This is a genomic window from Sphaerisporangium krabiense, from assembly GCF_014200435.1.
GTDB classification, from domain to species: domain Bacteria; phylum Actinomycetota; class Actinomycetes; order Streptosporangiales; family Streptosporangiaceae; genus Sphaerisporangium; species Sphaerisporangium krabiense.
The window spans coordinates 1506231-1531937 of record NZ_JACHBR010000002.1 but is presented as its reverse complement, the minus strand read 5'-3'; the positions used below and the strand labels follow the sequence as shown (position 1 = coordinate 1531937).

General features: G+C 74.7%; 27 protein-coding genes. 12 read left to right on the top strand and 15 right to left on the bottom strand.

Features of this window, described 5'->3' with window-relative positions:
- Positions 1-179 precede the first annotated feature (179 nt).
- Positions 180-596 (top strand): ATP-binding protein, encoded by a 417-nt coding sequence (locus BJ981_RS34730; protein WP_184617571.1) that lies wholly within the window; start codon positions 180-182, stop codon positions 594-596.
- A 172-nt stretch (positions 597-768) separates the two neighbouring features.
- Positions 769-1134, top strand: a complete 366-nt coding sequence (locus BJ981_RS34725; RefSeq protein WP_184617569.1) for an STAS domain-containing protein — start codon at positions 769-771, stop codon at positions 1132-1134.
- Positions 1135-1158: 24 nt separating this feature from the next.
- On the opposite strand, the gene BJ981_RS34720 is transcribed toward BJ981_RS34725, so the two are convergent.
- Positions 1159-2007, bottom strand: coding sequence for an SDR family NAD(P)-dependent oxidoreductase (locus BJ981_RS34720; RefSeq protein WP_184617567.1), 849 nt, complete (start codon positions 2005-2007; stop codon positions 1159-1161).
- 77 nt (positions 2008-2084) lie between these two features.
- A complete protein-coding gene (locus BJ981_RS34715; protein WP_204070129.1) occupies positions 2085-3059 on the bottom strand; it encodes a LacI family DNA-binding transcriptional regulator in 975 nt (324 codons plus the stop codon).
- 222 nt (positions 3060-3281) lie between these two features.
- Between BJ981_RS34715 and BJ981_RS34710 the strand changes: the two genes are divergently transcribed.
- The 3 genes from BJ981_RS34710 to BJ981_RS34700 all read left to right on the top strand — a co-directional run bounded on the left by BJ981_RS34710 (position 3282) and on the right by BJ981_RS34700 (position 5496).
- The gene (locus tag BJ981_RS34710) at positions 3282-4277 is read left to right on the top strand and encodes an NAD-dependent epimerase/dehydratase family protein (protein ID WP_184617563.1); all 996 of its coding nucleotides are present in this window, start codon (positions 3282-3284) and stop codon (positions 4275-4277) included.
- A 165-nt stretch (positions 4278-4442) separates the two neighbouring features.
- On the top strand, positions 4443-4646 hold the full coding sequence (locus BJ981_RS34705; RefSeq protein ID WP_184617561.1) for a hypothetical protein: 204 nt from the start codon (positions 4443-4445) through the stop codon (positions 4644-4646).
- Positions 4647-4794: 148 nt separating this feature from the next.
- The gene (locus BJ981_RS34700; RefSeq protein WP_184617560.1) at positions 4795-5496 is read left to right on the top strand and encodes an SDR family oxidoreductase; all 702 of its coding nucleotides are present in this window, start codon (positions 4795-4797) and stop codon (positions 5494-5496) included.
- Between the two features lie 39 nt (positions 5497-5535).
- Here BJ981_RS34700 and BJ981_RS34695 read toward each other — a convergent pair whose 3' ends face one another.
- The gene (locus tag BJ981_RS34695; RefSeq protein WP_184617783.1) at positions 5536-6015 is read right to left on the bottom strand and encodes a nucleoside deaminase; all 480 of its coding nucleotides are present in this window, start codon (positions 6013-6015) and stop codon (positions 5536-5538) included.
- A 435-nt stretch (positions 6016-6450) separates the two neighbouring features.
- Between BJ981_RS34695 and BJ981_RS34690 the strand changes: the two genes are divergently transcribed.
- Positions 6451-7779, top strand: coding sequence for a HAMP domain-containing sensor histidine kinase (locus BJ981_RS34690; RefSeq protein ID WP_184617559.1), 1329 nt, complete (start codon positions 6451-6453; stop codon positions 7777-7779).
- A 116-nt stretch (positions 7780-7895) separates the two neighbouring features.
- The gene (locus BJ981_RS34685; RefSeq protein WP_184617782.1) at positions 7896-8897 is read left to right on the top strand and encodes a tyrosine-type recombinase/integrase; all 1002 of its coding nucleotides are present in this window, start codon (positions 7896-7898) and stop codon (positions 8895-8897) included.
- A gap of 54 nt (positions 8898-8951) precedes the next feature.
- Here the strand turns inward: BJ981_RS34685 and BJ981_RS34680 are convergent, their stop codons facing one another.
- The 3 genes from BJ981_RS34680 to BJ981_RS34670 all read right to left on the bottom strand — a co-directional run bounded on the left by BJ981_RS34680 (position 8952) and on the right by BJ981_RS34670 (position 10903).
- On the bottom strand, positions 8952-9434 hold the full coding sequence (locus tag BJ981_RS34680; protein WP_184617558.1) for a ribosomal protein L7/L12: 483 nt from the start codon (positions 9432-9434) through the stop codon (positions 8952-8954).
- A gap of 77 nt (positions 9435-9511) precedes the next feature.
- Complete coding sequence (locus tag BJ981_RS34675) at positions 9512-9910, bottom strand: RidA family protein (RefSeq protein ID WP_184617557.1); 399 nt, start codon at positions 9908-9910, stop codon at positions 9512-9514.
- A gap of 99 nt (positions 9911-10009) precedes the next feature.
- Positions 10010-10903: a hypothetical protein gene (locus BJ981_RS34670; protein WP_184617556.1), complete on the bottom strand. Its 894-nt coding sequence runs from the start codon at positions 10901-10903 to the stop codon at positions 10010-10012.
- A gap of 333 nt (positions 10904-11236) precedes the next feature.
- Between BJ981_RS34670 and BJ981_RS34665 the strand changes: the two genes are divergently transcribed.
- Complete coding sequence (locus BJ981_RS34665) at positions 11237-12256, top strand: tyrosine-type recombinase/integrase (protein ID WP_184617555.1); 1020 nt, start codon at positions 11237-11239, stop codon at positions 12254-12256.
- A 74-nt stretch (positions 12257-12330) separates the two neighbouring features.
- Here BJ981_RS34665 and BJ981_RS34660 read toward each other — a convergent pair whose 3' ends face one another.
- A complete protein-coding gene (locus tag BJ981_RS34660) occupies positions 12331-12663 on the bottom strand; it encodes a hypothetical protein (protein ID WP_184617554.1) in 333 nt (110 codons plus the stop codon).
- 180 nt (positions 12664-12843) lie between these two features.
- Positions 12844-13116, bottom strand: a complete 273-nt coding sequence (locus BJ981_RS34655; RefSeq protein ID WP_184617553.1) for a helix-turn-helix domain-containing protein — start codon at positions 13114-13116, stop codon at positions 12844-12846.
- 58 nt (positions 13117-13174) lie between these two features.
- Between BJ981_RS34655 and map the strand changes: the two genes are divergently transcribed.
- Entirely contained in the window at positions 13175-13942 is a 768-nt protein-coding gene (gene map, locus BJ981_RS34650; RefSeq protein WP_184617552.1) for a type I methionyl aminopeptidase, read from the top strand.
- Between the two features lie 48 nt (positions 13943-13990).
- Here the strand turns inward: map and BJ981_RS34645 are convergent, their stop codons facing one another.
- Positions 13991-14944 (bottom strand): ArsR/SmtB family transcription factor, encoded by a 954-nt coding sequence (locus BJ981_RS34645; protein WP_184617551.1) that lies wholly within the window; start codon positions 14942-14944, stop codon positions 13991-13993.
- A gap of 57 nt (positions 14945-15001) precedes the next feature.
- Here BJ981_RS34645 and BJ981_RS34640 point away from each other — a divergent pair, with 57 nt between their 5' ends.
- The gene (locus tag BJ981_RS34640) at positions 15002-15979 is read left to right on the top strand and encodes an NADP-dependent oxidoreductase (protein WP_184617550.1); all 978 of its coding nucleotides are present in this window, start codon (positions 15002-15004) and stop codon (positions 15977-15979) included.
- Positions 15980-16015: 36 nt separating this feature from the next.
- Here BJ981_RS34640 and BJ981_RS34635 read toward each other — a convergent pair whose 3' ends face one another.
- The 3 genes from BJ981_RS34635 to BJ981_RS34625 form a co-directional block, all read right to left on the bottom strand.
- Positions 16016-16606, bottom strand: coding sequence for a GyrI-like domain-containing protein (locus BJ981_RS34635; protein WP_184617549.1), 591 nt, complete (start codon positions 16604-16606; stop codon positions 16016-16018).
- Entirely contained in the window at positions 16603-17391 is a 789-nt protein-coding gene (locus BJ981_RS34630) for a MerR family transcriptional regulator (RefSeq protein ID WP_184617548.1), read from the bottom strand. Before BJ981_RS34630 ends, BJ981_RS34635 begins: the two co-directional genes overlap by 4 nt.
- Positions 17392-17507: 116 nt before the next feature.
- Positions 17508-18551, bottom strand: a complete 1044-nt coding sequence (locus tag BJ981_RS34625; RefSeq protein WP_184617547.1) for a DUF4037 domain-containing protein — start codon at positions 18549-18551, stop codon at positions 17508-17510.
- 163 nt (positions 18552-18714) lie between these two features.
- On the opposite strand from BJ981_RS34625, the gene BJ981_RS34620 reads away from it, so the two are divergent.
- Both BJ981_RS34620 and BJ981_RS34615 read left to right on the top strand, forming a co-directional pair.
- Positions 18715-19095, top strand: coding sequence for a winged helix-turn-helix transcriptional regulator (locus BJ981_RS34620; RefSeq protein WP_204070130.1), 381 nt, complete (start codon positions 18715-18717; stop codon positions 19093-19095).
- A 105-nt stretch (positions 19096-19200) separates the two neighbouring features.
- Complete coding sequence (locus tag BJ981_RS34615; RefSeq protein WP_184617546.1) at positions 19201-20124, top strand: LLM class flavin-dependent oxidoreductase; 924 nt, start codon at positions 19201-19203, stop codon at positions 20122-20124.
- Here the strand turns inward: BJ981_RS34615 and BJ981_RS34610 are convergent.
- The 3 genes from BJ981_RS34610 to BJ981_RS34600 all read right to left on the bottom strand — a co-directional run bounded on the left by BJ981_RS34610 (position 20114) and on the right by BJ981_RS34600 (position 25705).
- Positions 20114-20887, bottom strand: a complete 774-nt coding sequence (locus tag BJ981_RS34610) for an HAD family hydrolase (protein ID WP_204070131.1) — start codon at positions 20885-20887, stop codon at positions 20114-20116. The two genes, BJ981_RS34615 and BJ981_RS34610, sit on opposite strands and share 11 nt — an antisense overlap.
- Positions 20884-22314 carry an adenylosuccinate lyase gene (purB, locus tag BJ981_RS34605; RefSeq protein ID WP_184617779.1) on the bottom strand — a complete coding sequence of 477 codons (1431 nt, stop codon included), beginning with the start codon at positions 22312-22314 and terminating at the stop codon, positions 20884-20886. The genes BJ981_RS34610 and purB overlap by 4 nt, the downstream gene beginning before the upstream one ends.
- Before the next feature lie 103 nt (positions 22315-22417).
- Positions 22418-25705 (bottom strand): efflux RND transporter permease subunit, encoded by a 3288-nt coding sequence (locus BJ981_RS34600; protein ID WP_239139101.1) that lies wholly within the window; start codon positions 25703-25705, stop codon positions 22418-22420.
- Positions 25706-25707 lie beyond the last annotated feature (2 nt).

Genomic DNA, 25707 nt, shown 5'->3' with positions numbered 1-25707 from the left:
TGGTCGCGCCCGGCCGGGGAAGCAGCCTCTGGACGGGGGCGCGCGCCCGGGCGTGTACGGGCCGGAACTTCACCTGCCGGGCCGCCTGGGCGTTGCCAGGGGCGGGCAGGCAGTATGGTCGTCGCGGTAGCGGACTCGTGCCAGGGTCGGCGGCTGGCTATGTAGGTGGAGGAATGCCGGTGAATGTCAGTGGGCGCACACCCGCGTACTGGCCGATCACCGATGACCTGGGCGCGCTGCGCAGGGAGGTCGGGGCTTTCGCGGGCGAGGCCGGGCTGGCCGGCGTCCGCCTGCAGGACCTCGTCCTCGCCGTGAACGAGGCCGCCGCCAACGTGCTCGACCACGCCGAGGGCCGCGGGCACGTCATCGCCTGGCACGACGGCCAGTTCGTCACCGTGGAGATCCACGACCGCCTCGGGCTGCTGGTCCCCGCGCACGCCAACGCGCCCGACCCCGGCGTGGGCACGCTGCGCGGCCGGGGCCTCTGGCTCATGCGGCAGCTCTGCGACGAGGTGTACATCACCAAGGACGAGCGGGGCTCCACCGTACGGCTGCGGCAGGCCATCGCCGGGCCGCCGGGCGGCGCGGGAGAGTAGGGAGCATGGAGATCCGGTGGCGAGTGGGCAGAGATCCCCGGTTCGCATATCGTCACCGACGTGAAGGATCCGCCGCCGGGAGCGGGTTCACGGCCCGCCCCCGCGGTCGTGCCCCCCTCCGCCTCTCCCGCCCCCTCCGCCGGCCCAGCGCCCGCCTTGGATAGGTCGTCCCATGAAATTCACCGTGCACGTCGACGCCGGCTCCGGCGACCCGCAGCCATCCCCGGTGCGAACCTTGGTGCTCACCGGGGAGCTCGACCACGGCAGCGCCTCGGCCCTCCAGCGGGCCTTCGACGAGGCGTACGCCGCGGAGGCCCGGTACCTGGTGATCGACCTGACCGGGCTGACGTTCTGCGACTCCACCGGCATCAGCGTCTTCCTGGGCGCGCGGCGGGCCCTGGCCGCGCGTGAGGGCGGCGTCGTGCTGGCGGGCCTCAACCAGCGCATCGAGAGGATCTTCCGCCTGACGGGGGTGGCGCGGGCCTTCGCCACCTACCCGACCGCCGAGGAGGCCCGCGCGGCGCTCCCCGGCGCCTGACCTCGTGCCCCCGCGCGCGGTGACTCACCGTCCGGGACGCGCGGAAGCGTCCCGGACCGGCCCCGTGGCGACGGCGCTCCCGACGGCGCTCTCGGGGTCGCGCGCGAGCACCGACCGGCCGCCGTCGACGGGCACCGTCGCGCCGCTGACGAAGCTCGCCTCCGGGGACAGCAGGTGGACGATCACCGCGGCGACCTCCTCCGGCCGCGCGACCCTCCCCTGCGGGTGCAGCGCGCGCATCTCCTCCTCGACGCCCGCCCGCGCGGCGGGTTCCCGGGCCTCCAGGTACGCCCGGTAGCGCTCGGTGGCGACCGACCCCGGCGCGACGGCGTTGGCGCGGATGCCGTACGGCCCGTACTCGACGGCCAGCGCCCGGGTCAGCCCTTCCAGCGCCGCCTTGGCGGTCACGTACGGCAGGCAGCCGGGGACGGCCTGGCGCGCCTGGTAGGAGGAGACGTTCACGATCGACCCTTCTGTGCCCGCGGCGAGGAACGCGCGGACCGCGGCGGCCGAGCCGGCGACGGCGGGCGCCAGGTTGGCCGTGATGAGGCCGAGCACCTCGCGGGCGGGCGAGGTGTGCGGCGAGGCGTCCCGGAACACGGCGGCGTTGTTCACCCAGCCGCTGAGGACGCCGGCGCGCCGGGCGAGGGCCACGGCCCGCTCGGCGGTCGCCTCCTCGGCGGCGTCCCCCTCGAGGACGGTGAGGCGCCCGGACGGGCGCGGGTCCGGGCGGGGATCGCGCTCGATCACCACCACGGCGTGCCCGTCGGCGAGCAGCCGCTCGCACACCGCCCTGCCGATGCCCCGCCCGCCGCCGGTCACGACGTACGAACGGATCACGCGTTCGGAGTTCGCCGCATGTTGTCTGTCCATCTCTCCATCAGACGCCGGGGCCGTCCACTAATCAAGCGCTTTTATCGAAGCACTTCGACAGCGCGGCGGGCCGCGGCTCAGGTGGTGGCGCGTTCGACCAGGTGCAGGGCGAGGGTGGTGTCGCGGGGCGTGGCCGTGGGCGACTCCAGGCGTCGCAGCAGGCGTTCCATCGCCGCGCGGCCGGACTCCTCCAGAGGCTGCCGCACGGTGGTCAGCTCCAGCGCCTCGGCCAGCTCGCCGTCGTCGAACCCGGCCACGGCCACGTCCTCCGGCACCCGCAGCCCGAGGGCCCGCGCCGCCTTGAGCACGCCCGCCGCGAGGACGTCGTCCGCGGCGAAGACCGCCGTCGGACGCGCCGGGCCGGACAGCAGGGCGGCGGCGGCCTCGGCGGCCGGGGCGACGCCGTGCCGCGCGAACCTCACCGCGTCCTCGGGGAGATCGTGGCCGGCCTCGGCGAGCCCGGCGCGGAAGCCCGCGAGCCTGCGCCCGGACGGGGAGACGTACACGCCGGTCCGCTGCGCCTCGCCGAGGAAGCCCAGGCGCCGGTGCCCGCGGCCGGTCAGATGCCCGGCGACCAGCCGGCCGCCGGCCTCGTCGTCCGCGCCGACGGAGTCGAACCCCGGATGGCGCACGTCCACCAGCACCGTGGGCAGGCCGAGGCCGACGAGGCGTGCGGCCACGCCGTCGTCCAGCGGCAGGCTCACCACGAGCAGGCCGTCCAGCCGCCCGGTCACCGGCAGCGCCGCCAGCAACGGGGAGGTGCTCTCCGACGCCGACCGCTGGTCGTACAGCACGACCTCGACCGGGCGCGCCGCGGCGGCGGCGAGGACGCCGTTCACGCGGCGGGCCACGGTGGCGTAGGAGGTGTGCGGCGCGATGACCCCGACGCGGCCCGCGCCGCGCCGGGCGCGGGCGACGGCGTCGGGCTTGGGGACGAAGCCCAGGGCGTCCACGGCGGCGAGCACCTTGCGGCGGGTGGCCGCGCTGACCCGGCCCGGCGCGTTGAGCGCCAGCGACACCGTCGAGATGCTGACGCCCGCCTCGGTGGCCACGTCATAGATGGTCGCCCGCCCCGCCACAGCCCCTCCCACTCCTCACGCCACGGCGGCCGGGACCCGCGCCCGGCCGGACGACGCCGTCCCGCCGATCCTGCCGTCCCGGCCCCGCCGCCGTCGAGGCTCTCACGGACGCGACGCGGCCGGCCGCTACGCCCTGGGTGAATCCGGCTGGCCTGAGCGGGAGGCCACGGCCAGAGTGCCGGTATGACGTCCGGAATGAACATTCTCGTCCTTGGCGGAACCCGCTTCGTGGGGCGGGCCGTCGTCGAACGGGCCCTGGCGCGCGGCGACGAGGTGACCATGCTGAACCGCGGGGTGACCGGCACGGCCCCCGCGGGCGTCGAGACGATCACGGCCGACAGGACCGACCCGGCGGCGCTGAGGGGCGCGCTGGGGCGCCGGGAATGGGACGCGGTCCTCGACACCTGGAGCGGGGCGCCGCGCGTGGTGCGCGACGCCTGCGGGCTGCTCGCCGGACGGGCCGGCCACTACGGGTACGTCTCCAGCCGGTCGGTGTACCGCTGGCCGATGCCCATCGGGGCCGGCGAGAGCGCCCCGGTGGTCGACGCCGACCCCGGCGACGAGGGGGATCAGGACTACGCGGCGGCCAAGCGGGGCGGCGAGCTGGCGGTCCTCGCGGCGTTCGGGGACCGGGCGCTGCTGGCGCGCGCCGGGCTGGTGCTCGGCCCGTACGAGGACATCGGCCGGCTGCCGTGGTGGCTGCGCCGGCTCGAACGCGGCGGGCGCGTGCTGGCCCCCGGCCGTCCGGGCCGTCCCCTGCAGTACGTCGACGCCCGCGACCTCGCCGCGTGGATGCTGGACGGGGCCGCGCGCGGCCTGGGCGGCGCCTTCAACGTGGTCGGCCCGGCGGGGATCGCCACGATGGGCGGGCTGCTGGAGGCGGCGCGCCAGGTGACCGGGGCGGGCGCCGAGCTGGTGTGGACCCCGGCCGAGGTGATCGAGCAGGCCGGGATCGCGCCGTGGGTGGAGCTGCCGATCTGGCTGCCGGAGGACGCCGAGTACGGCGGCATGCACGACGGCGACGTCTCGGCCGCGCTCGCCGCCGGGCTGGCCTGCCGTCCCGTCGAGGACACCGTCACCGACACCTGGGACTGGCTCCGCTCGGAGGGCGACCCGCCCGCCCGTCCCGACCGCCCCCGGCACGGCCTTTCCCCGGACAAGGAGGAGAAGGCCCTGGCCATGCTCGCGTAGGACCCGGCCGCACCGGTGGACATTCCTTCACCTGGGAGGGACCCGGGCCTCACCACGCCCCCGAAAAGGCATCGCTGACGCAAAGTGACGGTCAGGTGACCGTCGGTATGCTCGGGGCGGCGGCGTCCCGGCCGCCGATCGTTTCCTCCCCCCCTAGGAGCAGTCATGCGCAAGATCGCCTCGTTGCTCGCCGTCGCGGCCCTGGCCGGTGGCGCCGTCCTCGCGGTCACGGCCGCGACGGCGTCCGCGTCCGCCGTCCGCGCCGACGGTCCCGCCCCCGTGGACGTGGACGTGAACGTGAAGGACGTCGTCGTCAGGGACGTCCTGAACAACACGCGCGTCGACGTCTTCTCCGTGACCGGCGGCTGAGCGGCGGGTCCGCGGCGGGCCCGGCACGCGGCCCGCCGCGGACCCCGGCCGCCGAGCCCCGCGGGCCGCCCGCCGACATGCCGGACCGCGCGCGCGTCCGGGGTGATCGCTTGACCTGGAGCACGCTCCACGTCCTAGGGTGCGGCGCATGACCGACTCCCCTGTCACCTTGATCACCGGTGGTTCCAGCGGCATCGGGGCGGCCGCGGCCCGGCTCCTGCTCGACCGGGGCCACCGCGTCGCGGTCACCGGCCGTGACCGCGACCGTCTCACCCGGTTCGCCGCCGGGCTCGGCGACCCGCCCGGCCTGCTGACCCTCCCCGGGGACGCCTCCGACGACGCGGCCGTCACCGCGGCCGTCGAGTCCACCGTCAAAGAGTTCGGGCGGCTGGACACCGCCGTCGCCAACGCCGGCCTCGCCAGCCACGACACCCTCGGCGACGGCGACCCCGCCCGCTGGCGCGAGATGATCCTCACCAACGTCCTCGGTCCCGCGCTGCTCATCAGGGCCGCCCTGCCCGCGCTGAAGGAGACCGGCGGGCGCATCGTCCTCATCGGCAGCGTCGCGGGCTTCGTCAACACCCCCGGCAACCTCTACGGGGCCACCAAGTGGGCGGTCACCGGCCTCGCCGAGAACACCCGCCGCATGGTCACCGCCGACGGCGTGGGCGTCACGCTGATCGCCCCGGGGCGCGTGGAGACCCCCTTCTGGGACGGCCTGGGCGGACCGCCCGACGGCTCGCTGCTGACGGCGGACCAGCTCGCCGAGTCCCTCGTCTGGGCGATCACCCAGCCGCGCGGCGTGGACGTCAACACCATGGTCGTGCGGCCCATCGGCCAGCCCGTCTGATCCTCACGGACGCCGGGGCGGGGACGCCCGGCCCGGCGATCAGCCGGCGCGGTGGAAGCGGCGGTGCAGCTCGCGCACCCGCTCGGCCAGCTCGGGGACGGGCCCGTCGGTGACCGCGCCGGGCACCACCTCGCCGATCGGCAGCGTGCGCACCGGCGGGGCCGGGACGCCCATATCGGCGAGCCACGCGGCGAGCTGCGCGGACGAGGTGGCGTAGACGATGCGGCCGAGGCCGACCCAGCCGTGCGCCGCCGCGCACATGGGGCAGTGCTCGCCCGAGGTGTAGACGGTCGCCGCCGCGCGTCGCTCCGGGGTCAGGTTGGCCGCAGCCCAGCGTGCCAGCGCGAACTCCGGGTGACGGGTGCGGTCGCCCCCGGCCACGCGGTTGTGGTCCTCGGCGAGCACCGCGCCGTCCGCCGCGACGAGGACCGAGCCGAACGGCTCGTCCCCTTCCGCCAGCGCCTCGGCGGCGAGCTCGACGCACCTCCGCAGGTGCCGCAGGTCGATGTCGTTCACCATGGCGCCCTCCAGGCTCGACGGGTCGGGCGCCATGCTACGTGATCACGCGGGGCAGGACGGCGGCCCGCCCCGGCCGGGGGGCGCGGGGAGACTTGGGGAAGTCTTTGGCTGGAGCAATTCCCCTCTGGTGCTAGCGTTATAGCAGGTCGGAGGCCCTCTCGGCGTACAAGTCGCCTCCTGGCCACAACGCCGGCCCCCGCGCGGGCCGCGCGGGGCGGACGTCTTCCCCGAGCCAGGACGTCCCCGCGATACCGTCCCCGCCGCACGGCCCGGCGTCCCGGGCCCGCCGTCATCCGGACCGCCGTGCGTCCCCGTGTCACCTGATCGGAGCGTCCCCTGAACGTCGTCCCGCGGCTCCTTCGCCGCCACGTCCTCGCCAGGGGGTGGAAAGCGCTTTCCCCGGCCTCGATCCGGGCCCGCTACACCCTGATGGCGATGGCGCTGTCGGTCGTGTTCCTGGCCGTGGTGGGGGCCACCCTCGCCGCCGCCATCCGGTACAAGACCGAGGCCGACGCCATGGACGCCAACCAGCGCGTGGCCGGGCAGTGGAGCGCGGCCGTCCGCGGCGACACGGTGCCCCACACGATCCCGGCGCGGCGCCCGGTGGACCTGATCCAGGTCGTGGACGCGCGCGGCCACGTGACCAACTCCAGCAGGGCGGCCCCGGAGCACACGCCGCTGTCGCGGGTCCGCCCGCCGCCCGACGACCGGTTCCAGCACATCACCGAGTGCGGCACGAGCCAGGGGTGCGTCATCCTCATGGCCATCCGCGCCACCCCCACATCAGGCTCCTCGGTCATCTACGCGGGGATGACGGCGCCGTCCATCCTCTCGACCAACGAGCTGGACATCGGCATCGCCGTGGGCGCCGCGCCCATCGTGGGCCTGGTCGGATGGACGAGCTGGAGCATGCTCGGCCGCACCCTGCGTCCGGTGCAGACCATCTCGGCGCGGATGACGGAGATCACCGGCACCGACCTGAGCCTGCGCGTTCCGCTGCCGCCGGGCCGGGACGAGATCACCATGCTGGCGCGCACCGCCAACGAGACGCTCGCCCGCCTGGAGACGGCGGTCAAGCAGCAGCGCAGGTTCGCCTCCGACGCCTCCCACGAGCTGCGGTCCCCGCTCGCGGGGCTGCGCGCCTGCCTGGAGGAGGCGCTGGCCTACCCCGGCGAGGTCGACCCGCACGAGGCGCTCCGCGACGCGCTCGCGACCACCGACCGGCTGGAGGCGATCGTCGCCGACCTGCTGGAGCTGGCCCGCCTGCGCGCGGCCGACCCCGTGCCGCCCGAGCGGCTGGACCTGGCCGCGCTCGCGGCCGAGGCGACCGGGGCACGGGTGAACGCGGTCCCGGTCCGCGTGCGGACCTCCTCCCCCGTCCCGGTGAGCGGGCAGCGCGTCCAGCTCGCGCGCGTGGTGGAGAACCTCGTCGGCAACGCCCAGCGGCACGCCGAGCGCGAGGTCGTCGTCCGCGTCGAGGCCGTGGACGGGCAGGCGGTCCTCACCGTCGAGGACGACGGCGACGGCATCGCGCCCGCGGACCGCGAGCGGGTGTTCGACCGGTTCGTCCGGCTGGACGACGCCCGGCGCCGCGACCCGGCCGGGACCGGGCTGGGCCTGGCGATCTCCCGGGAGATCGCGGTGGCGCACGGCGGGACGCTGCGCGTCGAGGACTCCCCGCACGGCGCCCGGTTCGTCCTGCGGCTGCGGTCCCTGGACGGCACGCCCGCCCGGCCGCCCGCCCCGGGAGGCTCCGGCACGTGACCGGACGCTGCGGCGTGTCGGGCGCCGTACGGTCCGGATTTCATGCATAATCACAGCACTTTGTGGCATGTCCGGGGTGCGGAGGCGTCGTGGGTGAAGGTATCCCCTTGGTGCTGATGCGCGTGCCCGAGGCCGTGGCCGAGTTCCTGTCGTCGCTGCGCGCCAAGAAGCTGTCGCCGCACACCCTCGCCGGGTACGAGCGCGACCTGCGCCTGGTGGCGCTGGCGGCGGCCGGCGTGGCGGGAGTCCCGGTGGAGGACCTGGAGGTCCGTTCGCTGGGCGGACGCCTGGTGCGGGCGGCGTTCGCCGACTTCGCCGAGCCGCGCTCGCCCGCCAGCGTCAACCGCGCGTGGAGCGCCTGGAACCAGTTCCTCACCTTCTGCGTGGCCGAGGGCATGCTGGAGGGCAACCCCATGGCGGCGGTCCCCCGCCCCAAGCAGCCCGCCAAGGCGCCCAAGCCGCTGCTCGGCGACGGGACGGCGTCGGCGACGCTGCTGGAGCGCATCGCGGCGGGCGCCCGCGAGGCCCGTGACCCCTGGGTGGAGCGCGACCTGGTCGTGCTGGCGCTGGCGCTGGTCACCGGCATGCGCTCGGCGGAGCTGCTCGGCCTGACGCTCGGCTCGATCGGCGGCGCGCAGGGCGACCGGCGCGTCCAGGTCGTCGGCAAGGGCGGCAAGGCGCGGTCGCTGCCCATCGAGCCGCCGATCGAGCACCTGATCGACGCCTACCTGGCCAGCCGCCTCACCCGGTTCGGGCTCACGACGCTGCCCCGGTCGGCGCCGCTGCTGGTGGACCTGCGCAACGAGCCGCTGCGGCGCGGCGGGCTGCAGTACCTGGTGCGCCAGTGCTACCGGTACGCGGGGATCCACGACCGCGTGCAGAAGGGGACGCTGGTGCACGCGCTGCGGCACGAGTTCGCCACGCGCCTGGCCGAGCGCGGGGCCTCGGCGCACGAGCTCATGGAGCTGCTCGGCCACTCCTCGATCGTCACCGGACAGGCGTACGTGGCCTCGACGGCGCGCGAGGTGCGCCACGCGGCCCGGGGCAACCCCGCCTACGCGGTGCTGGAGGGGCTGCGCCCGGACGCCCCGGATCCGGGCACGCCGCGGGCCGGCTGAGGCCGCGTCTCCGTAGCGCCCGGCCGAGGGCGACGGCAAGGCACCGGACGCGGGTCAGAGCTGCTGGACGAACGCCTCGGCCTCCTGCCGGCCCATCCCGGTCTCACCGCGCACCAGGTACACGGCCTGCTCGGCGCGGCCGTCCGCCTTCAGAGCCCGCACCCGGGTGGCCAGATCCTCCCGGGGCGGCGCCGGGACGGCGGCCTGGCGCGGCGGGGCCAGCTTGCGGGCGACCGCGGGCGGGACGGGACGGCTCGCGGCGAGCGCGTCGACGTACGCCTTGGCGTCGGCGAGGCCGAGGCCGGTGTGCTCGCGGACCAGCTTGATCGCCGGGATCTTCTTCCCCTGCGCGACCAGCGCGTACACCTGGCCCTGCAGGTCGCCGGGTTGGGGAGGCGTGACGCCGCCCTGCCAGGCCGACACGTACGACGGTCCCGGGGCCTTGGCGCCCCGGCGCGTCAGGGCGGCGAAGAGCCCGACGACCACGACGCCGACGACCAGAAGTATCAGAAGCTCCGGCAAGCCAATGCCACCCATGACTGAATGCTAGACGCGGCGGGGCCGTCGCGGCGCGGGAACCACGCCGGGATCGTCGGGAATGCCCGGTACGCGGCTCACGGGACGACGGCGGTGGCGGTGACCTCGACGATCTGACCGGGGTAGCCGAGCAGGGACACGCCGAGCAGCGTGGAGGTGTGCGGGCCCGCCGACAGCTCCGACGCGCGGACGACCTCCCACACGGCGGACAGGTCCTCCTGCCGGGTGGTGGCGACGTACACCGTGCTGGCGACGACGTGCCGCAGGCCGCTGCCGACGGCGAGCAGGGCGGTCTCCAGGTTGGCGAGCACCTGCCGGGCCTGCGCGGCCGGGTCGCCCTCCCCGACGAGCCCGCCCTCGGCGTCCAGTGGGACGGCCCCGGCCATGAACGCCAGCCGCTCCCCCGCCTCCACCACGGCGGCGTGCGCGTATCCCGGCGGCGGCAGCAGTTCCGGAACGGTCGTGTAGGTGGCCATGAGGATCCTCCAGCGGATACGGCGGGCCGCCCCCGGCCCGCGCAGCGCCATGATCCCGGCCCGGCGCGCTCGCTGTCACCGGGTTTTCCGGGCGCGCGCTCACCCGCCGGTGGCGCCCAGCGTCCCCGCCACCATCTGGGCCGCGGTGATCCTGCCCGACCGAAGCCGCGCCGCGATCTCGGCGAAGGTGGGATCGCGCGGCATCGCGGGCACCGGGGCGGCGGACACCGTGACGACGTCCAGCAGGGGCGGGGCCGTCACGGCCACGAGGGGAACCGGGTCGCGGGAGGACCCCGGGTCGGCGGAGCCCGGGAACTCGCCGTCGAGGGTACCGGGCCACTCACCGGACAGAGCGTCGTTCACGTCCCGCACGCTCGGCATGGCACCGAGATCGGCGACCACCTGGAGCGGCAGTGAGCCGCCCAGCGATCGATAGTGGGCCGAGGACCACAGCGGGGTGACGTAGGCGCCCGGCGGGACCTCGACCACGACCTTGAGCCGATCCGTGCCGCCCACGCCGACCGGGATCAAATGGGCCGGCTCTCCGAGCCGGCAGGCCGTCCTCCCCTCGCCCCCGCACCGCGGCGCGCCGCCCACCCGCACGGGGTGACGGGCGGGCACGGCGGTGTCGTTCCAGCGGACCTCGTGCTCGTCGTCGGCGATCACCAGTTCGATCCGCACGGCCCCGTCCTCGTCGGCGTGACCGGGCGGGATCGCGGCGGGGTCGACGTTGACCGTGAAGCGGCCGAGCGCGTCGGTGCTCGCCGCGCCCACCGTCCGCGGGTACACCAGGCCGCCGATCGGCACCGACTCCAGGTCGGCGGGCATGGAGAGCACGAGCACGTCCGCCCCTTCGACCGCCACGCCGTCCTTCACGACGACTCCCCCGGCGATGGACTTGACGCCCAAAGGGACGTGCGGGAACTCGACCTCGTCCGCGGCCGGGAGCGCGACCGGCGATCCGGACACCAGGGCCATGACTAGGGCGGACATCCCGGCAACGGACAGAAATCGTTTCATCCGACCTACTCCCCCACGTGTCGGGTCCCGGCCGTCGGCACGTTAGCCGACGCCCGATCGCCGAATCGAAAAATCCCTCCGGTTCATATCACCTGGGAATCATCGACGACTTTCCGCCCTTTCGCGGGCACGCTCCGCAGCCCCTCCGGGCCCGGTGGAGCCGGGGCGACGCGGGCGCGGGCGTCATTTCCCGGCCGCGCGGAGACGGGAGCGCGGAATTGTCGGTGCGGGCCGGTACGGTCGGCGTGATCGCGGGATAGGAAGGACCGGACGGATCGAATGGATCGGAAAGGACTGAGCTGTTAGATGCGGCCCGCCCAGCTGAAGCGAATCACCGTCGAAGAGTCCGCCGACCGTTATATCGAGTTGATCCTCGCCAAGACCGTCACCGGCGCCCTGTCGCCCGCGACGGCCGAGGTGTACGCGCGCGACGTGGGCACGTTCTCGGCCCTGGCCGGGCCCGGCCAGGTGCTCGACGATCTGACCGGTGAGGACGTCGACGCGGTGCTGCTGGCCTTCGCCCGCAAGCCGGACGGGCGGCGTTCCGCTCCGGGCGGCCCCGCCTCGCAGAGCGCCTCGTCCCAGTCACGGTTCCGGCGCTCGGTGTCGGCGTTCTTCAAGCACGCGACGCTGACCGGGTGGGTGCAGGTCAACCCGATGACGGCCGTGACGGTGACGGCCAAGGAGCGTGGCGGGCTGCGCGCAGAACGCCGGGCGCTCACCCGCGAGCAGGCGCAGGGGCTGGTGGGCGCGGCGCGGTCGCTGACGTCCGCCGAGCCGGAGGGCGGGCGGCGCGACCAGCGCATGGAGGCGCGCGACGCGGTGATCGTGCTGCTGCTGTCCACGCTCGGCCCGCGGGTGTCGGAGCTCGTCCGCGCCAACGTCGAGGACTTCTACACCAACGACGGGGTCCGCTACTGGCGCATCTTCGGCAAGGGCGGGCGCACGCGCGACGTGCCGCTGCCCGCCGACGTCGCCGAGGCGCTGGAGGTCTACCTGTCCTGCGGGCGGCCCGCCACGTCCGAGAAGGCCCTGCTGCTGTCGTGGCGGGGCAGGCGGCTGGCGCGCGGCGACGTCCAGGCGGTGATCGACCGCGTCCAGCGGCGGGTGCCGCCCGCCCAGCAGCGCTCGGTGACCCCGCACGGCCTGCGGCACACCACGGCGACCCACCTGCTGGCCGACGCGGTCGACATGGACGCGGTGCGCCGCGTCCTCGGCCATCGCGACCTGGCCACCCTGGGCCGCTACCGCGACGAGCTCCCCGGCGAGCTGGAGGTCGCGATGCGCACCCATCCCCTCCTCCGCCGCCCCGCCGCCGGCGACTGACCGAAGGCTCCCGGCCGGGGCTGCTCATCCTGGAGGCGGATCCCTGAGCCACAGGCGTATCCGCCGGTGGCGGATCAGTGCCCGATCTCGTCCGGGGCCGCGTCCCCTCCCGGGCCGGGACGGTAGGCGCGCAGCTCGCGGCGTACCTGATGACGGCCGCGGCGGGTGTCTTCGCGCCGGATGTGGTAGCCCTCCCGGCGTGCGGCCCGGGTGCGGTGGCCGAACCAGAGAGAGACGGGGACCCTCCAGTGGCAGCCCTCCACCGGGAAGGGAGGGGCGCAGCCGGCGGTGATCTCGTCGGGGAGCGTGCACGCTCCGAGCCGGTGGTCGTGAACGGGCAGGCACGTCAGCATGGGCGCGTCGGCCATCTGGACCCACCACGGCCGGGTCTTGTCGGTCTTGCTCATACGGGCACCTTTCGGCTCCGTGACGCCCCGGGATGGGGCTGTCAGTGGACCTGACGCACCGTGATCACCTCCGGCTTCGTCCATGACACGGCCACGCCGCGGGACGGCGCCGCCGCGAGAACCCGACCATGACGCTACCCCGCCGCGCGCGGGAGCGCGGGCGTCCGACGACTCCGCAGGTCAGCCGGCCAGGCGGCGGTGGCGGGCGGAGTGGTCGGCGCAGACGGCGGCCAGCGTGTCCAGGGAGATGCCGAGCGCCTCGGCGAGGGCCGAGACGGTGAAGAAGGCCGGCGTGGGGATGCGGCCGGTCTCGATCTTGCGCAGGGTCTCGGCGGAGATGCCGGCGGCCGTCGCCACCTCGGCCATGCTGCGGTCGCCACGTGCCTGACGTAGCAGGGAGCCGAGCCGTTCGCCGCGCTCGCGTTCGGGTCCGGTCAGCGGGATGCGCACCATGCCGTCTATAGTACCGTGATGATAATACCGGTATTTTAATTGGAGGGCGGGCTGCCGCATGGTGGAGATCAAGACCGATGCCGAGCTGGAGGCGATGCGCGAGGCGGGCCGGGTCGTGGGCCGCGCGCTGGCCGCCGTACGCGAGCGCGCCGTCGCCGGAGTGCGGCTCACCGAGCTGGACGAGGTCGCCCGCACGGTGATCCACGAGGCCGGGGCGAGCGCGCCGTTCCTGAACTACCGGCCGTCGTTCGCGCCCACGCCGTTCCCCGCCGTGATCTGCACCTCGGTCAACGACGTGGTCGTCCACGGCATCCCGGACGGCTACCGGCTGCGGACCGGCGACCTGGTGAGCGTCGACTGCGGGGCCCGGCTGGACGGCTGGACCGGCGACGCGGCGATCAGCTTCACCGTCGGCCCCGCCCGGCCCGGCGACGCCGAGCTGATCGACGCCGCCGAGCGCGCGCTGCGGGCGGGCATCGCCGCGGCGACCCCGGGCGGGCGGCTCGGCGACATCGGCCACGCCGTGGGGGCGATCGCCGAGGAGCACGGCTACGGCATCCTGGCCGACTTCGGCGGGCACGGCATCGGGCGGCGCATGCACGAGGACCCGCACGTGCCGAACCGGAGCAGGCCCGGCCGCGGGATGCCGCTGCGGCACGGCATGGCGCTGGCCATCGAGCCGATGTTCACGGCCGGCGGCCGGGACAGCTACCTGACCGCCCCCGACGGCTGGGCGTTGCTCACCGTGGACGGCAGCCGCGCCGCGCACGTGGAGCACACCGTGGCGATCACCGACGACGGCCCCCGCGTCCTGACCCTGCCCTGACCCCGGTCCCGCCTGGACGCGGCGCGCGGCGGGGCCGGACATCGGCGGTCACCGGGCCATGAGCCGGTCGGCGAGGGCCGTCCGGGAGTAGAGGACGACCTGGCCGACCCGGGAGCGGGACAGCAGGCCGTTCCTGCAGAGCACGGCGAGGTGCTGGGAGACGGCGCTGGGGGTGACGCCGTGGCGGCGGGCCAGCTCCGAGGTGGACATCGGGTCGTCCAGCGTCGCCAGCAGGGCCGCGCGGGTGGCGCCGATCAGTTCGGCGAGGGCCTTCGGCGGGCGTGCCAGGGACGGCTCCCACAACGTGCCGATGCCTCTGCACCGGTAGACGACGGTGGGCGGCTCGTCGGGGCCGACGGGGGCGATGGTCTGCGGCGCGAACAGCGCGGGCACCAGCCACAGGCCGCGGCCCGCGACGGCCACGTCGTAGCGCAGCGCGTGGCCGGCGTACAGGTGCAGCTCGCCGTCGGCGAAGGTGACGCGGTGGTCGAGGTCGAGCAGCACCGCGGCGGCGCCGTCCTGGGCGATGCGCTGCGCCCGGTACAGCATGTCGGCCTCCAGCACGGCCCGCATGCGCCGCCAGTGCGGCGCGACGGCCAGGTCCCAGTACCGCTCCAGGACCCCGGCGATGACGACCGGGTCCGTGGTGGCCGGCAGGGGGTGGGAGCGGTAGACCGCGCGGAAGTCCCGCACGGCGCGGTCCGGCGGGGTTCGGCGCAGGCGGTCGAGTTCGCCGGCGAGGCCGGGCCGCGGCGCGTCCGGCCGCGGGGTGAGGAAGTCGGGCAGCCAGCCGCGTTCGGGGTCGAGCAGGCTGTCGAGCACCGCGACGTCGGCCGCCGCCGCGCCGGCGAGCGCCGAGCGCGCCCGCCGGATCCAGGGCAGGTGCACGGCGTACCGCTCCGGCCGGCGCAGCGCCCACAGGCTGGTGACGGTCTCCAGCAGCGGGGAGCGGGCGAACCGTACCTGTGCGAGATCGTCCACGGACAGCCGGTAGGTGATCATTAAGCCATATGCTAAATCACTACCGGCGCGGCCGGGGGCGGACTTGACTCGGCCACCATGGCTGTCATCGTGCATCAGGTGGCCAGGCCCCAGGGGTGGCCGGTCGCCGAGCAGTTCGCCTACCTCGACGTCCCCACCCCGGCGCCCGGCCCGGGTCAGGCCCTGGTGGAGAACCTCTACCTCTCGGTGGACCCGTACATGCGGGAGAGGATGGACGTCGACGAGCTGGGCGTTCCCCTGGAGGGCCGTTCCATCGGCCAGGTCGTCCACTCGCGTGACCTGCTGCTCTCGGTCGGAGACCTGGTCTTGCACCGGCACGGATGGCGAAGCCACGCGCTGGTCACGCACCAGGAGGTCCGGGTCCTGCCCGTGGTGCCGGGCCTGTCGCTCACCACCTATCTGAGCGTGCTGGGCGGCACGGGGTTGTCGGCCTACGTGGGGCTCACGCGCGTCGCCCAGCTGCGCACGGGCGAGACGGTGTTCGTCTCCGCGGCGGGCGGCGGGGTGGGCAGCGCGGCCGGGCAGATCGCCCGGCTGCTCGGCGCCAAGCGGGTCATCGGGAGCACCGGGTCGGCCGCCAAGGCCGAGTACCTCACCTCCGAGCTGGGCTTCGACGCGGCGATCGACTACACGGCCGGCGACCTGCCCGGACGGCTGGCGGCCGAGGCCCCCGACGGGATCGACGTCTACCTGGACAACGTGGGCGGCGGCCACCTGGAGGCCGCCATCGGCGCCCTGCGCCCCCGCGGGCGGATCGCCTGGTGCGGCGCGGTGGGACAGTACAACTCCGTGATGCCGCCGGCCGCCCCCCGCAACCTGTTCGACATCGTGGAGAAGCAGATCCGGCTGGAGGGCTTCCTCGTCCGCGACTACAAGTACCTGCAGACGGAGCTGGAGGGTTTCCTCGTCCCCTACCTGCAGGCCGGGCGGGTCCTCGCGCCCGAGACCATCGTCGAGGGCCTGCCCAACATGGTCGACGCCTTCCTGAGCATGCTCGGCGGCGGCAACACGGGAAAGATGATCGTCAAAGTGTGAGAGACCCGGGGGTCACCCCCGGTCCCCGGAGCCGGCTCACGACGCCGGGCGGACCGGCTGGCGCAGGATCGTGTGCATCGCCGCGGGGTCGGTCTCGCGGACGTCGGAGATGTAGATCTCGTGGTGCAGCCCGAAGGGGACGAGGGCGTGCTCGGCCATGAAGGACTCCATCAGCGCGAGCGAGCGAGCTTCGTCCGCGTACGGACCGTGGTGGGTCATCTGCACGCAGTCTCCCTCGGTGAAGGACACCACCTGGACATGTTCCACGCCCATCGCCGCGCCGCGCTCCGCCTCGCGCGCCCGGTCGGCGAGCGCGTCGTCCACCTCGGCGGGCAGCTTGAGGAACAGGTGCCAGTACCACTCCTCGCGCGGCACCGTCAGCGGCGGCCTGGTGTCCTGCACCCACCAGCGGCCCTCCAGCGGCGGAAGCGGGAAGCCGCCCGCCATGCCGGCCAGGGTTCCGGCGACCGCGTACAGCGCCTGGACGCGCTCGGCGTACCGGGCGCCGCCGGGCTCGCCCTGGCCGCTGACGCCGAGGCCCCGCACGGTGCCGTGGAAGGCGCGCTCGGGGACGTCGGCGGCGGTGTACCAACCGGACCGATCAGCCAGAGCAGATGGGTTGGTCATGATTCCTCCAGGGGGACCATCAGATAGGTGATCAGCTCGTCGGGCGGGGTGACCGCGGGGTCGGAGACGTAGACCTCGCGCAGCGGGCCCCGCGGGTGGTGACCGCGCTCGGCGCACCAGGCCAGCAGCCCGTGCGCGGTCAGGGGGGTCTGGTCGTAGGGCCCGGTGTGCACGGCGCGCGCGAACGGCCCGCCCGGCAGCACGCGCGCGGTCAGCCCCGGCCGTTCCTCGCCGGGCCCGGCGACCGCCGCCACGGTGACCGGGACGCGGTCGCCGAGGTCGATCGGGAACAGCCCGATCATCGAGGCGCGCAGCTCGGGCGGCAGCCGGGCCACGCACAGCGAGGTGACCCGGCCGATGTCGCCGGGCCCGTCGGCGAGGTCGCCGGTGACCAGCACGCGGCGGGCGGGCTCGTGGACGACGCGCACCGGGACGGCGGGCAGCCCTCCGGCCAGCACGTGCTCCAGCGTGGCCAGCGCCCTGCGCCGCCTGTCCAGCTCGGCCTCCATGGCGTCGCGCACCCGGCCCAGGGCGTCGGCGGGCGAGGCGCCGGCGAGCAGGTCGCCGATCGCCGCCAGCGGCACGTCCAGCGAGCGCAGCAGCCCGATGGACATCGCGTCGCGGGCCTGGCCGGCGCGGTAGTACCGGTACCCGGTGAACGGGTCCACGTGCGCCGGCTCCAGCAGCCCGAGGTCGTCGTAGTGGCGCAGTTGCTTGACGCTGAGCCTGCACAGCCGGGCGAACCGGCCGATCGGCATCAGGGCGGCGCCGTCCTCGTCGTCCATGCCCCCAGCATGGAGTCTCCCCTCGTGGCAGAGTCCAGCCGGGTCCCCGGCCAGGTGCGGTGCGCGGCACGGTGAAGGGGCGGCGGGACGGCCGGGTGGCGCGGCCGGGGGCGCGGTCACGCGGCGATGTGGACGGCCCGGCTGAGGGTCAGGGAGCGGGTGGCGTCGGCGAGGACGTCGGTGCTGTCGCAGAACTGGTCGACCGCGCCGAGCGGGGGCAGCGCGCCGACCTCCGGGCCGGCGGCGTCCAGCAGCGCCTCGGCGAAGCGGGCCGCGCCGATGACACGGAAGGGCCGGTCGAAGTACGGGCGGACGGACGGGTCCAGCGGCGAGGTGAGGGCGAGGCGGTTATGCAGGGCGGCCACCCGTTCGTAGGCCCGGCACAGGTGCTCCTCGCGGTCGCGCCAGCCGCGCGCCGACAGCGCGGCGGCGAAGGCCTCCCCCAGTTCGGCCGAGCCGGGCAGGCGGGCGAAGGCGCTGCCGAGCCACTTGGCGTAGGGCGGGTAGCGGCGCCGCATCAGCAGGCTCAGCCGCATGAGTTCCTCGACGAGACGGCCGGTGACCAGCAGCGATCCGAGGTCGTCGCCCACCTCGCCGCAGCGGCCTGGGAAGCTCTCGATCTGGGCGATGCGCCGCCACTGGCAGGCGAGCACGTACCGCCACACCTGCGGCGGGTACCAGCGCAGGTTCTCGCGGGCACGGCCGAGTTCGCCGAGCCCGTCGTGGTAGACCTCGCCGCTGGTCATCTCGGCCAGGCGCTGCCACGACGCGCCCAGCCAGTCGGCGGTGGCGATCTCGCCGCGCGGGTCGAACCCGAGCCGGGAGCGCGCCCACGCGCCGAACCCGGTGACGAGGACGCCGTGCCGTACCGGATTGCGGTCCGACCCGAACGCCGTGGGATATCCGCGGAACCGCTCGGGCAGCGCCCCGGGCAGGCGCGCGGCGATCTCCTCGGCCAGGTCGGGCGCCACGAACACCAGCACACGTGGCCCCCAGTCGTGGTCGGTGGAACGCTCGGTGTCGAAGGACAGGACCTCCGAGCCGGGGCCGATGAGCGCGGCGCCGTGGGGCGTCTCACCGAGGATGGGCTTGACCACCTCCGTGTAGTACGCCCGCGACAGCTCCAGGCCGGGCACGAATCCAGGCACGAAATCGGACATCACTTGATTACTGTGCATCGCGGATCGCCGAGCTTCACCTGGTTTTCCGGCCCCCCCTCCGAACCGCCCCCCGTCCCCCGACCGCGGCGCCAGGCTCGCCGGCCTCCGACCGGCAGAGGTGCTTCGAATCTCGAAGGCGCATCGGCGGTGCTAGCGTGAAGACGTGGCCAGGACGACCAAGGCGCCGCGGGCGGGCGCCGTGCCGGTCGCGTCCGACGCCTGCCTGCGCGGGGACGCGGCGCTGTCGCGCGCGTTCGGGTTTCTGGGCAAGCGCTGGAACGCCGTGCTGCTCGGCGTGCTCGGCGGCGGGCCGACGGGGTTCCGGGAGCTGTCGCGCGCGGTCGGCGGCATCTCCGACTCGGTGCTCACCGACCGCCTCGCCGAGCTGACCCGCGCGGGGCTGGTCGCGCGCACCGTCGGCGAGGGGCCGCCCGTCTCCGTCTCCTACGCCCTCACCGACGCCGGCCGGGCGCTGATGCCCGCGCTGGAGCAGATCTCGCGGTGGGCGCGGGAGCATCTGGAGCCGGAGGACCCCGCGCGGTGACGCCGCGCCCGCCCGGGGAACGGCCCGGGGAACAGGCGATACGGCGGCATGGTCACCGTGCTCCGAAGAGCGTTGTCACTTCTGGATTCGAAGTAGGAGCGGGCGATGGCCGACTACGGACACGCGCTGATGTTCGGCGCCTTCCTCACCCCACAGAACCAGCGGCCGCACGAGGTCGTGACGCTGGCCCGGCTCAGCGAACAGGCGGGCCTGGACCTGGTCACCTTCCAGGACCACCCCTACCTGCCCGCGTTCCTGGACACCTGGACGCTGCTCACCTGGGTCGCCGCGCGGACCGAGCGGGTGCGGCTGGCGGGCAACGTCCTCAACCTGCCGCTGCGGCCTCCGGCCGTCCTCGCCCGGGCCGCGGCGAGCCTGGACCTGCTGTCCGGCGGCCGGTTCGAGCTGGGCCTCGGCGCCGGGGGCTTCCAGGACGCGGTCGCCGCGATGGGCGGGCCGCACCGCGCCCCCGGGGAGGCGGTGGAGGCGCTGAGCGAGGCCATCGACGTCATCCGGGCGGTCTGGGACCCCTCCGAGCGCGGCGGCGTGCGCGTCGACGGCGCGCACTACCAGGTCAAGGGCGCCAAACGCGGCCCGGAGCCCGCCCACGACATCGCGATCTGGCTCGGCGCGCTGAAGCCGCGCATGCTGCGCCTCATCGGCGCGAAGGCCGACGGATGGCTGCCCAGCCTGCCGTACCTGGAGGAGGGGGCCCTGGAGCGGGGCAACCGGATCATCGACGAGGCGGCGGCCGAGGCCGGGCGCGCCCCCGGCGAGATCCGCCGCCTGCTCAACGTCGGCGGCCGGTTCACGACCGGCGACGAGGGGTTCCTGCAGGGCCCGCCGCGGCAGTGGGCCGACCAGTTGCTGCCGCTCGCGCTCGACCACGGGGTGAGCGCGTTCATCCTGATGAGCGACGAACCCGAGGCGATCCAGGTGTGGGGCGCGGAGGTCGCGCCCGCCCTGCGCGAGGCCGTCGAACGCGAACGCCGCTCCGGCGGCCACCGTCCCCCGGCCGTCACGGCCTGACGCCGGTCACCGCCCGCAGGACGGCCGCGGTGTCGGACAGGTCGGTGAGCACGACGTCCGCGCCGGCCGCCCGGAGGTCCTCGACCCCGTGGGAGCCGGTCGCGACGGCGACGGCCCCGGCCCCCGCGCCCCGGGCGGCGGCCACGTCGCGCGGGGTGTCGCCGATGATGACGGCGTCCCCGTACAGCCGCCCGAGGTGCCGCTCGGCCCTGCCGAAGGCGTGGACGGGCAGGTCCGTGCGCTCGTAGGCGTCCTCCCCGTACGCGCCGAGCCGCAGGTCGAGGTACCCGGTCAGGCCGAACGCCCGCAGCTTCAGCTCCGCGATCGCGGAGAGGTTGCCGGTGAGGACGGACTGGTGGACGCCCGGGACGGCGCCCAGGGCGGTCAGCGCGGCGACCGCGCCGGGCAGCACCCGTCCCTCGGCGGCCATGGCCCCGAGGCGGGCGCCCATCTCGGCCGCGAGGGCTTCGGCGAAGGCGCCGAACAGGCCGTCGTGCGGATCCAGGCCGTGCTCGCGCAGCGCGTCGGTGACGGCGGCACGCTCGGTGCGGCCGTCGAAGCGCCAGGGCAGGCGCATCGGCAGCCCGGTCGCCCGCCGGAACGCGGTCGCGTACACCCGCTGGGACACGGCACTGGAATCGATCAACGTGTGGTCGATGTCCCACAGCACCAGCAACGGCGCGGCCCGGGGATCGTCCGCCCCGGGCCGGGGAACGGCCGGTAATCGACCTGGGATGGCGGGTTCGGGAAGGCCGGCGGTCACAGGATGGCGCCGGGCCGGTAGCCGGCGGCCTCGGGGTGGCGGGCCACGACGGCCTCCACCCGGGACACCACCTCGGCGACCTGCGCCGCGGCCGCGCCGGTGAAGGTGACCGGGTCGGCCAGCGCCGCCCGCAGCGCGGGAAGGTCCAGGGGGAAGCGCGGGTCGGCGTCGAGACGCTCCAGCAGCGTGTTGGGCGCGCCGGTCTCGCGCATGGCCAGCGCCGCCGCCACGGCGTGCTCCTTGATCAGCTCGTGGGCCGTCTCGCGGCCGACGCCCGCCCGCACGGCGGCCATCAGCATCTTGGTGGTCGACAGGAACGGCAGGTAGCGGTCCAGCTCGGCCGCGATCACCGCCGGGAACGCCCCGAACTCGGCCAGCACCGTCAGCATCGTCTCGGCCAGCCCGTCGAAGGCGAAGAACGCGTCGGGCAGCGCCACCCTGCGCACCACCGAGCAGGACACGTCCCCCTCGTTCCACTGGTCCCCGGCCAGCTCACCGGCCATCGAGGCGTACCCGCGCAGCACGACGGCCAGGCCGTTGACGCGCTCGCAGGAGCGGGTGTTCATCTTGTGCGGCATCGCACTGGAGCCGACCTGGCCCGGCTGGAAGCCCTCGGTGACCAGTTCGTGCCCGGCCATCAGGCGGATCGTCTTGGCCAGGCTGGAGGGCGCCGCCGCCAGCTGCACCAGCGTGGTCAGCGCCTCGTAGTCCAGCGACCGGGGGTAGACCTGCCCGACGCTGGTCAGCCCGGACGTGAAGCCCAGGTGGCCCGCCACGCGGTCCTCCAGCTCCGCGAGCTTGGCCGCGTCCCCGCCGAGCAGGTCCAGCATGTCCTGCGCGGTGCCGACCGGGCCCTTGATCCCGCGCAGCGGGTAGCGGGCGATCAGCTCCTCCAGCCGCGCGAACGCCACCAGCAGCTCGTCGGCCGCCGTGGCGAACCGCTTGCCGAGCGTGGTGGCCTGCGCCGCGACGTTGTGCGAACGCCCCGCCATGACCACGCCGGCGTGCCGGGCGGCCAGGTCCGCCAGGGCGGCCAGCAGGGCCACGCACCGGTCGCGCACGAGCACGAGGCTGTCGCGGACCTGCATCTGCTCGACGTTCTCGGTCAGGTCGCGGGAGGTCATGCCCTTGTGGACGTGCTCGTGCCCCGCCAGGTCGTTGAACTCCTCGATGCGGGCCTTGACGTCGTGCCGCGTGACCCGCTCGCGCGCGGCGATCGAGGCCAGGTCCACCTTGCCGGCCACGGCCTCGTAGTCGTCCACCACCCCCGGCGGCACCGGCACGCCGAGGTCGGCCTGCGCCCGCAGCACGGCCAGCCACAGCCGCCGCTCGGCCACCACCTTGTTCTCGGGAGACCACACCCGCGCCAGCTCGGGCGAGGCGTATCGGGCGGCCAGGACGTTGGGGATGCGCGGCTTGTCGGTCACGTTGCCCCAGTCTAGGAGCACCGCCTCCTCCACCCGCGCACGGCCCGCCACGGCGGCCGCGCCCCCCGCGAAGGGGAGGCGGGCCGCCGCGCGGGCCGTTGGATCAGCGCGTGGGCAGCGGCTCGGGGTCGGGCACCGGGGTCCGCGCGGCCGGGGCGCCGCCGCCGCGACGACGGCGGAAGCGCTCCTTGGTGCGCTCGACCATGGTGTACAGCGCCGGGACCAGGATCAGGGTCAGCAGCGTCGAGGACACCAGGCCGCCGATGACCACGACCGCCAGGGGCTGGGAGATGAAGCCGCCCGAGCCGGTCAGGCCGATCGCCATCGGGGTGAGGGCGCAGATCGTGGCGACCGCGGTCATCAGGATCGGGCGCAGGCGGCGCCTGCCGCCCTCCACCACGGCCTCGGTCACGCCGAGTCCCTGCTCGCGGTACTGGTTGATCAGGTCGATCAGCACGATCGCGTTGGTGACCACGATGCCGATCAGCATGAGCATGCCGATCAGCGCCGGGACGCCGAGCGGGGTGCCGGTCAGCCGCAGCAGGCCGATCGCGCCCGTCGCGGCGAACGGGATGGACACCAGCAGGATCAGCGGCTGCACGAAGCTGCGGAACGTCGCCACCATGATCATGAAGACGATGGCGATCGCGGCCAGCATGGCCAGGCCGAGCTGGCCGAACGCCTCCTGCTGGTCGGCGCTCACGCCGCCGATGCTGTAGCTCACCCCTGCGGGCAGCGACACCGTCTTCATCTTCTCGGTGAGCTTGGCGGTGACGCTGCCGAGGTCGCTGGCCTCGGCCGCCGCCGACACCGAGGCGGTGCGGTCGCCGTCCTTGCGGGTGATCTGCGTCGGACCCGCGACCCGCTCCACGTCGGCCACGCCGGACAGCTTCACCGGGCCCGCCGCGGTGGGCAGTTCCAGGTCGCGCACCGCGTCGATGTCCGCGGGGGCGTCGTCGGCGGAGCGCAGGATGACGTCGCCGGCCCGGCCGTCCACGGTGACCTCGCCGATCGGCGCTCCGCGGAACGTCTGCGCCACCATCTGGCCGATCCCGGTCTCGGTCAGGCCCTTGGCCGCCGCCTTCTCCCTGTCGACGCGCACCTCGATGCGCGGGATGCTGGCCTCCAGGTTGGAGGACACGTCGCGCAGGCCCGCGATGCCCTTCATGGCCGCCGTCACCGCGTCGGCGCCCTTCGTCAGCGCGTCCAGGTCCGGGCCCTGCAGGACGACCTCGGCCCGGTCGGAGGAGAAGCCCCCGCCGCCCTGGCCGCCGACCGTGACCTCGCCCACGCCGCCGAGCGTGGCGAGCCGGTCGCGCAGCCGCGTCTCCAGCCCGGGGGTGTCCACGCCCTCGTCCACGGTGACCGAGTACGACGCCCGGTCGGCCGACCCGCCGACCCCGCCGCCGAACGAGCCGCCGGAGCCGACGTTGACCTGGTAGGAGGCGACGCCGCGCTCGGTGGCGAGGACCTCCTCGACCTTCTTGGCCGCCGCGTCGGTGGTCGCCAGGTCCGTGCCCGCCGGCATCTTCTGCGTCAGCGAGATCGTGTCCTGGCCCGAGGAGTCGATGAAGTTGGTCTTCAGCCCCGGGACCAGCGCCAGCGTGCCCGCGAACACCAGGAAGCCGATCAGCAGCGTGACCAGCCGCCGCCGCGCCGCGAACCTCAGCACCGGCAGGTACATCCGCTGCAGCGGGCTGCGCAGTTCCTTGGCCTCGGCGCGCTCGCGGAACTCCCGCGCCTGCTCGGGCGACAGCTTCGGCGCCTTGAGGAACCAGTACGCCAGCACCGGGATCACCGTCAGCGACACCAGCAGGGACGCCAGCAGCGCCACCGTCACCGTGATCGCGAACGGCGCGAACAGCTCGCCGACCAGGCCGCCCACGAACGCGATCGGCAGGAACACCGCCACGGTGGTGAGCGTGGAGGCCGTCACCGCGCCGCTGACCTCGCGCACGCCGCTCAGCACCGCGGTGCGCTTGTCCTCGCCGTACCCGAGGTGGCGCTTGATGTTCTCCAGCACCACGATCGAGTCGTCCACCACGCGGCCGATCGCGATCGTCAGCGCGCCCAGCGTCAGCAGGTTCAGCGAGTAGTCGCCGGCCCACAGGGCGAGCAGCGCGATCACCACCGACAGCGGGATCGACACCGCGGTCACGAGCGTCGAGCGCACCGACAGCAGGAACACCAGGATGACCAGCACCGCGAACGCCAGGCCGAGCAGGCCCTCGGTCGTCAGGTCCTCGATCGACCGCTCCACGTAGGGCGCCTGGTCGAACACCACCGTGATCTTCGTGTCGCCGCCCAGCGAGCGGGCCAGGCCGGGCAGCTTGTCGCGCACGTCGTGCGAGACGCGGACCGCGTTGCCGTCCGGCGCCATGGTGATCGCCACGCCGAGGCTCGGCTGCCCGTTCGTCCGGGTGACCGTCGTGGCGTCGGCGGGACGCTCCTCGATCGTGGCCACGTCGCCCAGCCGCACCGGCTTGGGCGCCGCGGGCCGCGCGGCCGGAACCGTCCCCGCCCTGCCGGCGGCGGCCCCCTGTCCGGGACGCCCCTGCGCCTGACCCTGCTGAGCCTGGGCCTGCCGGCCCTGCTGGCCCTGGGCGCCCGCCTGCGCGGCCGGCGCCTGCGGCGTCAGGTACAGGTCGCGCAGGTCGTCGACCGTGGCGACACGCCGTCCGACCTGCACGGTCAGCGACTTGCCGTCCTCCACCAGGGTGCCCGCCGGGATCGGCGTGCCGTTGGCGCGCAGCAGCTCGGGGATCGCCGCGGGCGACACGCCCTTCTTGGCCATCTTCTTCGCGTCCGGCGTGATGACCACCGTCTGCTCGCGGGCCCCGGTCACCGACGCCTCGCGCACGCCGGCCACGCCCTGCAGCTCGGGGACCGCCACGCGCTTCAGCCGGCCGAGCAGGTCACGCTGGTCGCCGCCGCCCCCGACGGCCATGACCATCACCGGGATGTCGTCGGTGTTACCCGCGACCACCGTGGGGTCCACGCCGTCGGGCAGCCGCGCGCCGAGGCGGGCGACCGCCTGCTGCAGCTTGCTCACCGCGTCCTCGACGTCGGTGCCGTACTCGAAGGAGACCTGGATCTGCGCCAGGCCCTCCCGCGAGGTCGAGGAGACCTCCGTGACCCCGGCGATGCCCTGGAAGCTCGTCTCGATGGGCTTGGTGACCTGCTCTTCGACGATGTCGGGCGACGCCCCCGCGTACGGTGCCACGACGAACGCCCCCGGGAACGAGAGCGAGGGCAGCAGTTGCTGCTTCAGCGACGGGATGGCGAACAGGCCGAACCCGCTGATCACCAGCGCCATCAAGATCACGAGACTGCGATTGGCGAGGCTGAGCCTGGCCAGAGCGGTCATGGACGCGGACCCCCCAGTAGTCATGA

What these genes read in the sequence shown, in the direction of transcription:
- BJ981_RS34725 (WP_184617569.1), top strand. Translation starts at nt 769, where the DNA reads ATGAAATTCACCGTGCACGTCGACGCCGGCTCCGGCGACCCGCAGCCA.
- BJ981_RS34720 (WP_184617567.1), bottom strand. Translation starts at nt 2,007, where the DNA reads ATGGACAGACAACATGCGGCGAACTCCGAACGCGTGATCCGTTCGTAC.
- BJ981_RS34710 (WP_184617563.1), top strand. Translation starts at nt 3,282, where the DNA reads ATGAACATTCTCGTCCTTGGCGGAACCCGCTTCGTGGGGCGGGCCGTC.
- BJ981_RS34705 (WP_184617561.1), top strand. Translation starts at nt 4,443, where the DNA reads ATGCGCAAGATCGCCTCGTTGCTCGCCGTCGCGGCCCTGGCCGGTGGC.
- BJ981_RS34700 (WP_184617560.1), top strand. Translation starts at nt 4,795, where the DNA reads ATGACCGACTCCCCTGTCACCTTGATCACCGGTGGTTCCAGCGGCATC.
- BJ981_RS34695 (WP_184617783.1), bottom strand. Translation starts at nt 6,015, where the DNA reads ATGGTGAACGACATCGACCTGCGGCACCTGCGGAGGTGCGTCGAGCTC.
- BJ981_RS34690 (WP_184617559.1), top strand. Translation starts at nt 6,451, where the DNA reads ATGGCGCTGTCGGTCGTGTTCCTGGCCGTGGTGGGGGCCACCCTCGCC.
- BJ981_RS34685 (WP_184617782.1), top strand. Translation starts at nt 7,896, where the DNA reads ATGCGCGTGCCCGAGGCCGTGGCCGAGTTCCTGTCGTCGCTGCGCGCC.
- BJ981_RS34680 (WP_184617558.1), bottom strand. Translation starts at nt 9,434, where the DNA reads ATGGGTGGCATTGGCTTGCCGGAGCTTCTGATACTTCTGGTCGTCGGC.
- BJ981_RS34675 (WP_184617557.1), bottom strand. Translation starts at nt 9,910, where the DNA reads ATGGCCACCTACACGACCGTTCCGGAACTGCTGCCGCCGCCGGGATAC.
- BJ981_RS34670 (WP_184617556.1), bottom strand. Translation starts at nt 10,903, where the DNA reads ATGTCCGCCCTAGTCATGGCCCTGGTGTCCGGATCGCCGGTCGCGCTC.
- BJ981_RS34665 (WP_184617555.1), top strand. Translation starts at nt 11,237, where the DNA reads ATGCGGCCCGCCCAGCTGAAGCGAATCACCGTCGAAGAGTCCGCCGAC.
- BJ981_RS34660 (WP_184617554.1), bottom strand. Translation starts at nt 12,663, where the DNA reads ATGAGCAAGACCGACAAGACCCGGCCGTGGTGGGTCCAGATGGCCGAC.
- BJ981_RS34655 (WP_184617553.1), bottom strand. Translation starts at nt 13,116, where the DNA reads ATGGTGCGCATCCCGCTGACCGGACCCGAACGCGAGCGCGGCGAACGG.
- map (WP_184617552.1), top strand. Translation starts at nt 13,175, where the DNA reads ATGGTGGAGATCAAGACCGATGCCGAGCTGGAGGCGATGCGCGAGGCG.
- BJ981_RS34645 (WP_184617551.1), bottom strand. Translation starts at nt 14,944, where the DNA reads ATGATCACCTACCGGCTGTCCGTGGACGATCTCGCACAGGTACGGTTC.
- BJ981_RS34640 (WP_184617550.1), top strand. Translation starts at nt 15,002, where the DNA reads ATGGCTGTCATCGTGCATCAGGTGGCCAGGCCCCAGGGGTGGCCGGTC.
- BJ981_RS34635 (WP_184617549.1), bottom strand. Translation starts at nt 16,606, where the DNA reads ATGACCAACCCATCTGCTCTGGCTGATCGGTCCGGTTGGTACACCGCC.
- BJ981_RS34630 (WP_184617548.1), bottom strand. Translation starts at nt 17,391, where the DNA reads ATGGACGACGAGGACGGCGCCGCCCTGATGCCGATCGGCCGGTTCGCC.
- BJ981_RS34625 (WP_184617547.1), bottom strand. Translation starts at nt 18,551, where the DNA reads ATGTCCGATTTCGTGCCTGGATTCGTGCCCGGCCTGGAGCTGTCGCGG.
- BJ981_RS34615 (WP_184617546.1), top strand. Translation starts at nt 19,201, where the DNA reads ATGGCCGACTACGGACACGCGCTGATGTTCGGCGCCTTCCTCACCCCA.
- BJ981_RS34600 (WP_239139101.1), bottom strand. Translation starts at nt 25,705, where the DNA reads ATGACTACTGGGGGGTCCGCGTCCATGACCGCTCTGGCCAGGCTCAGC.